At 62.4% G+C, this 5698-nt stretch carries 5 protein-coding genes; all 5 read right to left on the bottom strand.

What is annotated here, in order from left to right; all coding sequences use genetic code 11:
- The coding region (prmB, locus tag ABI660_RS22735; RefSeq protein WP_348072416.1) for a 50S ribosomal protein L3 N(5)-glutamine methyltransferase at positions 1-860 on the bottom strand (860 nt) is incomplete at its 3' end.
- Positions 857-2050, bottom strand: a complete 1194-nt coding sequence (dapE, locus tag ABI660_RS22730; RefSeq protein WP_348072414.1) for a succinyl-diaminopimelate desuccinylase — start codon at positions 2048-2050, stop codon at positions 857-859. The genes prmB and dapE, both read right to left, overlap by 4 nt.
- Before the next feature lie 20 nt (positions 2051-2070).
- Positions 2071-3255: a PilT/PilU family type 4a pilus ATPase gene (locus ABI660_RS22725; protein WP_348072418.1), complete on the bottom strand. Its 1185-nt coding sequence runs from the start codon at positions 3253-3255 to the stop codon at positions 2071-2073.
- Between the two features lie 48 nt (positions 3256-3303).
- On the bottom strand, positions 3304-4131 hold the full coding sequence (gene dapD, locus ABI660_RS22720; RefSeq protein WP_348072412.1) for a 2,3,4,5-tetrahydropyridine-2,6-dicarboxylate N-succinyltransferase: 828 nt from the start codon (positions 4129-4131) through the stop codon (positions 3304-3306).
- Positions 4132-4141: 10 nt separating this feature from the next.
- Positions 4142-5341 carry a succinyldiaminopimelate transaminase gene (gene dapC, locus ABI660_RS22715; RefSeq protein ID WP_348072410.1) on the bottom strand — a complete coding sequence of 400 codons (1200 nt, stop codon included), beginning with the start codon at positions 5339-5341 and terminating at the stop codon, positions 4142-4144.
- Positions 5342-5698 lie beyond the last annotated feature (357 nt).

Below are 5698 nucleotides of genomic sequence, written 5' to 3'. Positions count from 1 at the left end.
ACCTGGTCAGGGCCTGCGCTGGTCTCGAACCACAGGGGTTCCAGCTCGGGGAAGGCGCGTTCAAAATTCTCGCGCTCGTTGCCGATTTCCAGCACCAGGACAGCATTTTCGCTCATATGGCGGGCTGCGTTTAGAAAAAGGCTTCTGATGAAGTCCATGCCGTCCTCGCCGCCAGCCAGCGCCAGGGCCGGCTCGGCCCGGAATTCGGCCGGCAGGGCGGCCATGGTGGCGGCATTCACATAGGGCGGGTTGCACAGAATCAGGTCGTACGGGCCAGGGCAGGCAGCCAGACCGTTGGATTCAATCAGCGTGATGCGTCCCTGCAACTCATGGATATCGACATTGATGCGGGCCACGGCCAGCGCGTCGGTGCTGATGTCGGCCGCATCCACGGCCACGTCCGGGTAGGCCATGGCGGCCAGAATGGCCAGGCTGCCGTTGCCGGTGCACAGGTCCAGCACTCGGCGCGTGTCTTCGCTGAGCCAGGGATCTATGCTTTCATCCACGAGCAGCTCGGCAATCAGGGAGCGCGGAATGATCACCCGTTCATCAACATAAAAGGGCACGCCTTGCAGCCAGGCTTCTCTCGTCAGGTAGGCAGCGGGCTTGCGCGTGCTGATGCGTGCTTCCAGAAGAATAGCTACCTGCGCAGCATCGGCGGGGGCTACGGGCTGATTTTCCACTTCATCGAGCTCGTCCAGCGGCAAGCCAAGGCGCCACAGCACCAGCCAGGCAGCTTCGTCAAAAGCGGTGAGGGTGCCCTGGCCAAAACCATCGGCCTGGCTCAGGCCGGCAGCCTCCAGCCGGTCCGCCCAGTGCTCGACCAGCGAGAGCACTGTTGGCTGGCTGTCGGGGCTCATAAAGCGGCCAGACGTTCGAGCACACCTTTGTAGATGTTTTTCAGCGGGTCCAGCGTGCTGACCAGCACGTTTTCGTCGATCTTGTGGATGGATGCATTGATCGGGCCGAACTCGATGAGCTGTGGGCAGATGCTCGCGATAAAGCGCCCATCGCTGGTGCCGCCCGTGGTGGACAGTTCGGTTGCCACGCCGGTCTCGGCCTGGATGGACTGGCTGACCGCCTGGACCAGCTCGCCCGGCGTGGTCAAAAAGGGCTGGCCACCCAGCGTCCATTTGAGCGCGTAGTCGAGCTTGTGTTTCTGCAGGATGGCTTCCAGCCGCGCCTTCAGGCTGTCGGCCGTCGATTCGGTGGAAAAGCGGAAGTTGAAGTCCACCACCAGCTCGCCCGGAATGATGTTGGACGCGCCGGTGCCGCCGTGTACGTTGGAGACCTGCCAACTGGTCGCCGGGAAAAATTCATTGCCGGCGTCCCACTCGGTCGCCACCAGCTCGGCCAGCGCCGGCGCAAAGCGGTGAATGGGGTTGTCGGCCAGGTGCGGGTAGGCGATGTGGCCCTGCACTCCCTTGACGCCGAGCTTGCCGCTGAGCGTGCCGCGCCGGCCGTTCTTGATCATGTCGCCGAGCTGGTTCACCGAGGTCGGCTCGCCGACGATGCAGTAGTCCAGCACTTCGCCGCGCGCTTTCAGCTGCTGCACAACGATGGCCGTGCCGTCCACGGACGGGCCTTCTTCGTCGCTGGTGATCAGGAAAGCAATAGATAGATTCGGTTGCGGGTTGGCGGCGAGGAATTCCTCGACAGCCACCACCATGGCGGCAATCGAGGTTTTCATGTCGGCCGCACCGCGACCGTACAACACACCGTCGCGGTGGCTGGGCGTGAAGGGCGGGCTGCTCCACTGGTTCAGCGGGCCGGTGGGGACCACATCGGTGTGACCGGCGAAGACCAGGGTTCGCGGTGCTATCGAATCAGTAGCTACTTGTGCCCGCTCCGCCTGGGCTACAGGCCTAGAACCTTTGAATTTTGCCCACAGGTTGGTGACCCGGAAGTTCTCCGGCCCGCTGATGATGGTTTCGCAGTCGAAACCCAGCGGCGCCAGCCGGGCCGCAAGAATGGCCTGGCAGCCGGCGTCATCGGGCGTGATCGAGGGGCGGGAAATCAGCTGTTCGGTGAGTCTGAGCGTGGAAGACATGAAAACGATGGCCCACCCGTTTACAGGTTCCCAAAACCGGTGCTGCCGGGTTTGGCGTCATGGCGAACGTCGAGGGTGATTTCCGTGAAGGATGCTTCCTCTTCCTGTTCTTCTTCGGGCTCCTCGGCAGCCTTGGCCGCCATCGCGAAGTCGTTTTCCAGGCGCCACATGAGGTTGGTCGGCGAGTCGGCGTGGAGCAGGCCTTCCTTGCGGGTGACGGTGCCGTTGACGATCAGCTTGGCAATGTCCTGTTCAAAGGTCTGCGAGCCTTCCGCCATGGACTTTTCCATCGCTTCCTTGACGCCGGAAAAATCGCCTTTTTCGATCAGCTCGGAGATGAGTTTGGTATTGAGCATGACCTCAACCGCCGGCGCGCGCGCGCCGGCCTGGGTGCGCAGCAGGCGCTGCGAGACGATGGCTTTCATGGCCGCGCCCAGATCGCCCAGCATCGTATTGCGCACCTCGACCGGATAAAAACTCAAAATCCGGTTGAGGGCCTGGTAGCTGTTGTTGGCGTGCATGGTGGCCAGGCACAAGTGGCCGGACTGGGCGTAGGCAATGGCGGCCGACATGGTTTCACGGTCGCGGATTTCGCCGATCAGGATCACGTCGGGCGCCTGGCGCAGCGCATTTTTCAGCGCCACCTGCAGCGACTGCGTGTCGCTGCCGACTTCGCGCTGGTTGACCACCGACTTCTTGTTGGTGAACAAAAATTCGACCGGGTCTTCGATCGTCAGAATGTGCCCCGGCATGGTTGCGTTGCGATGGTCTAGCATGGCCGCCAGCGTAGTGCTTTTGCCGGCACCGGTGGCGCCGACCATCAGCAGCAGGCCGCGTTTTTCCATGATCAGGCTGGACAGGATGGGCGGGACGTTGAGGCTTTCCAGCGACGGGATGTCACCGGGCACGTAGCGGATCACTGCGGCGTAGGTGCTGCGCTGCCGGAAGCCGCTGATGCGGAAGTTGCCGACGCCGGCCAGCGGAAAGCCCATGTTGAGCTCGCCGAGTTCTTCCAGTTCTTCGATGCGTTCAGGAGGCAACACCTCGGCCAGCAGGTTGCGCGGTGCATCAGGCGGCAGGATCTGGCTGTTGATCGGAATCGCTTCGCCGTTGATCTTGATCAGCGCAGGGGAATGAGCCGACAGGTAGACGTCCGAAGCCTTCTTCTCGGCCATCAAACGCAGAATTCGTTCCATCGTGCTCATAGTCTGCCCAGTCATCGTTGGTTTCGATCAGTCAGTCAGGAGGGGTGATCAGTCGCGGAGAAGATCATTGAGGCTGGTCTTCGCGCGGGTCTGCGCATCGACGCGCTTGACGATCACCGCGCAGTACAAGCTGTACTTACCGTCCGCGCTGGGCAGGTTGCCGGCAACGACCACCGAGCCGGACGGGATACGACCGTACGTCACGGTGCCCGTAGCGCGGTCGTAGATCTTGGTACTCTGGCCGATGTAGACCCCCATGGAAATGACGGAGTTTTCCTCGACGATCACGCCTTCAACCACTTCTGAGCGTGCGCCGATGAAGCAGTTGTCTTCAATGATGGTCGGATTGGCCTGCAAGGGCTCGAGCACGCCACCGAGGCCGACGCCGCCGGACAGGTGCACGTTCTTGCCGACCTGCGCACAGCTGCCGACGGTGGCCCAGGCGTCCACCATGGTGCCTTCGTCCACATAGGCCCCGATGTTCACGTAGCTGGGCATGAGGATCGCGCCTTTGGCGATGTAGCTGCCGCGGCGTGCCACGGCCGGCGGTACCACGCGCACCCCGCTGGCCTTCATTTCCTGCTCGCTCAGGTGTGAGAACTTGGTCGGCACCTTGTCATAAAACCCGAGCTCGCCGGCGCGCATCAGCACGTTGTCCTTCAGGCGGAAGCTCAGCAGCACAGCCTTCTTGATCCACTGGTGCGTCGTCCACTGGCCCACACCCTGGCGCGTGGCCACACGCAAGCGGCCGGCGTTGAGTTCGGCGATGGTGTGTTCGACGGCATCCTGCACCTCTTTGGGCGCGGCTTGGGGGGACAGGTTCGCGCGGTCTTCCCAGGCGGCGTTGATGATGCTTTCGAGTTGGTCTTGGGTCATTTTGAAGAAATCAGTTGGATTGAATAAATTGAACGATTCGTCGGGCAGCTTCCACACATTCAGCGGTTTCGGCCACCAGCGCCATGCGGATTCGCCCGGTGCCCGGATTGTGGCCCCGGGCTTCACGGGCCAGGTAACTGCCTGGCAACACCACCACATTGTAAAGAGCGAGCAGCTCGCGCGAGAACGCGGGGTCGTCGTTGTTGAAGCGGTCGGGGATTTTCGCCCACAAGTAAAACCCGGCGTCGGGCAGGGCCACGTCCATCACTGCGGAAAGCAGGGGTGTGACCTGGGCAAACTTCTCGCGGTACATGGCCCGGTTCTCGATCACGTGTTTCTCGTCGTTCCAGGCGGCGATGCTGGCGGCCTGCACGATGGGGCTCATGGCGCTGCCGTGGTAGGTGCGGTAGAGCAAAAAGGGTTTGATCAGCGCTGCATCACCGGCCACAAAACCGCTGCGCAAGCCCGGCACGTTGCTGCGTTTGGACAGGCTGGTCAGCGCGATCAGGTTTTTGAAGTCATGGCGGTCCAGTTGCGCGGCGGCCTGCAGGCCACCCAGCGGCGGCTCGTCACGGAAGTAGATCTCGCTGTAACACTCGTCTGAAGCAATGACAAAGCCGTAGCGGTCGCTGAGCTCGAACAGCAGCTTCCACTCGTCCAGGCCCATCACGGCGCCGGTCGGGTTGCCGGGAGAGCAGACAAACAGCAGTTGCGTCTTTTGCCAGACGTCTTGCGGAACGGCGGCCCAATCGATCGCGAAATTGCGCGCCGGGTCGCTGGGTGCGAACCAGGTGTCAGCGCCAGCCAGCAGCGCTGCACCTTCGTAAATTTGATAGAAGGGATTGGGACTCACGACCGTCGCGCCCGGAAGGCTCGGGTCGATCACGGTCTGCGCCAGCGCAAACAGGGCTTCGCGCGAACCATTGACCGGCAGGATTTGCGTGGCCGGGTCCAGCGCCAGGCTATAGCGCCGCTGCAGCCAGTCGGCCATAGCCTGGCGCAGTTTCGGCTCGCCGGCCGTGGCAGGGTAGCCGGCCAGGCTGGCCAGGTTGGCGCTCAGGGCGGTTTTGATCAGTTCGGGCGTGGCATGTTTGGGCTCGCCTATGCCCAGGCTGATGGGGCGGTAGGCCGGGTTGGGCGTGACACCGGCATGGAGCTGGCGCAGCCGCTCGAAGGGGTAGAGCTGCAGGCGTTTCAACAATGGATTCATGGCCCGGATTATCCCGCCTGCTCCGGCACCGGTCAGCATGGCTGCCGGGATACCCGCGGTGCGCTATTGAATAGATAGCTGCCTGCGCCCGCCACACAAGGGCCAAGGCCCGATTTGATGCATGGTTATGGCGCAAACGCGGTTTGGCGGGCAGGGGGCTGGCCGGTGAAGCTTGTGCGCCTGGCCACAGACACGCTTTCTTACAGCGGCCAAGGGGGCGGGCTCGGGTAACATTGCGGGCTGCGGGTTTGCTGCGAGCCAGCCCGGTGTTACGCAAAAGCGCTATAAAAATCAACAGCTTAGCTTCAAAGCGCGAAGAAAAAAACAGGGTCCGCCGTGCGTCTCAATTCGATCAAG

It is taken from the genome of Polaromonas sp., from assembly GCF_039930745.1.
Lineage (GTDB): Bacteria > Pseudomonadota > Gammaproteobacteria > Burkholderiales > Burkholderiaceae_C > Polaromonas.
Note: the sequence above shows the minus strand (reverse complement) of the source record. Positions and strands in the feature narration are given on the sequence as shown.